The 2,060-nt window shown below is 67.8% G+C and carries 1 protein-coding gene; it reads right to left on the reverse strand.

The features are described from left to right. Positions 1 to 292: 292 nt before the first annotated feature. A complete protein-coding gene (locus A8V01_RS26955; protein WP_103099319.1) occupies positions 293 to 1,846 on the reverse strand; it encodes a carboxylesterase/lipase family protein in 1,554 nt (517 codons plus the stop codon). Between the last annotated feature and the right edge of the window lie 214 nt (positions 1,847 to 2,060).

Genomic DNA, 2,060 nt, shown 5'->3' on the forward strand with positions numbered 1-2,060 from the left:
TCCTATCCCGGATGACCCATGGCCGCTCAAGACGCGAACCCTGACGTCGGTCATACGGGACGAGTTCGATGGAATGCTGGTCGAGCCGGGCTGCCCGCTGCTACCCGGCCACTCGCCTGAGCTGCGGAACACAAAACCCCCGCGTCCCTGCGTGGACGCTCCCGACGCCGACCCGATTTTACGTTCGGTCCTTCGCGTTATCTTCCCCCGGCGTAATGGCCCGCACTCGCCAGCGGGCAAAGTCGTATGCGCTGCAAAACCTCCCCGAGTTGGTCCCGGAGAGCAACCGGCATCAGGTTCCCGGCTGAACGTAGGGCGCCTTTGCCCAGAGTTCGCGCTGCCAGCGGCGCGGGTCGTTTGCGACTCGGACGGTATCGTCGAACACCATCGTCGCGCGATCGGGCAGGCCGTAGGCCGTCCACTCCGCCAGCCCCGGCCGCCCGGTCTTCGCAAGGCCGGCGAAGGCGCGCATCATCGCTACGCTCAGCCTTTGCGCGCCTGCATCCGTGCCCGAATAACTGCCCGGTGCATCAAGCGTACCGAACACATAGGGAATGTCGTCGGTATGCGCCGCACCACGCAAGGGGTCGGTCGGTGAAGGCCGATCGAGCTGGTAGACCCAGGTTGCTCCGGCCCCGGCAACTGCGCGCGCATCGGCCTCTATTACCTGCCCCGGCCATGACCGCCCCGCCGTGGTGGCCGCGTAATAGACCTGCTCAGGGGTCCAGCCCGGTTCGTGGGCGCGGTACTGCTCCACCACCCAGACCGGATCGAGATCGATCTTGATCTCCGGCAATATCCGCGCGGCAAGGTTGTCCCATGAAAGCCCCTGCAGCTTGGGCCCGCGCGGGTTGAGGAAAGCGCGCGTCTCTTCGCGCACGTTGCCAAGGATCATCGGCACGCCCAGCGACTGCGGCGCGGCATCGGGCCAGAACGGGTGGCGCGGCAGGTTGGTCATGTCGAGCACAGGGCCGAAATAGACCCCGCCGCCCATGACCGGATCGACCGCGTCGAGCCCCTCCACCAGACGCGAAACCGGCATCGTGCGCAGCCCCTCCACGTCATCGGGTGCAAGGCCCAGCGCCTTCATGAACGCCTGCGTGCGCGCCCATGCGTGCGCGGGGCCGCTTGCCTGCACCTGCTGCCCGCTCATCGTCGCGGCGGAATGGAACAGCCCCTTCGCCGCCGGCATCGCCATCAAGGTCGCGATCTTGGCACCGCCGCCCGATTGTCCGAACACCATGACCCGCGCCGGATCGCCGCCGAACTTCGCGACGTTGTCCCGCACCCATTGGAGCCCCAGAATCAGGTCGAGCTGGCCCAGATTGCCACTGTCGGCGTACCGGGCGCCGAAAGGCTTGAGCCAGGCATAGCCCAGCGCGTTCAGCCGATGGTTCACCGTTACCACCACGACATCCCCGCCCGCCGCCAGCTTCGCGCCGTGGGTCAGCGGGTCGGTGACGGAGCCTGTGGTATAGGCACCGCCGTGGAAATAGACCATGACCGCCCGCTTCGCGCGCGGGTCCGCCTCGGGCGTCCAGACGTTCAGGAACAGGCAGTCCTCCGACTGCGCCTCATCCGCAAGCGCCCTTTGCGGACAGAGCGGGCCGAAGCTGGCGGCAGTGACCGGGGGCCCGTCGAAAGGCTCCGCGACAGGCCGGGCAAAGCGCTCCGCACGGCCATAACGGATGCCCTTGAAAGCATGGACGCCGTTCTCGACCACGCCGGTGAAGCGGCCGACCCTTGCGGCTTTCGGACTGCGGGCCAGACCCGGTAGCGGAGCAGCCGCGCCCAGCACGGCAGCGGCTTTCACAAGGGTGCGGCGCGTCACGGCGGCTTCGATCATACAACTCTCCCGGCTGTCGATCCCGGATCGAAGCCGGGCCGCAGCCCTGCTGTTATCGCCTGACGTCGCCGCCGCTGGCGGAGAAGGCGTTCAGTTCTTCGGGGCTGACGAGGCACATGTCGCCCGGCACGGTGTGCTTGAGCACGGTGTAGGCGAGCCCGGCCTGTGCGGTCTCGACCAGTCCGGCGCCCTCCAGCCACTTGTGCAGGACGCC

Origin of the sequence: Novosphingobium guangzhouense (assembly GCF_002896965.1) — a bacterium.
In the GTDB taxonomy this organism is placed as follows: Bacteria; Pseudomonadota; Alphaproteobacteria; order Sphingomonadales; family Sphingomonadaceae; genus Novosphingobium; species Novosphingobium guangzhouense.

Coding starts and splice junctions, on each gene's coding strand:
- A8V01_RS26955 (WP_103099319.1), bottom strand. CDS start 1,846: ATGATCGAAGCCGCCGTGACGCGCCGCACCCTTGTGAAAGCCGCTGCC.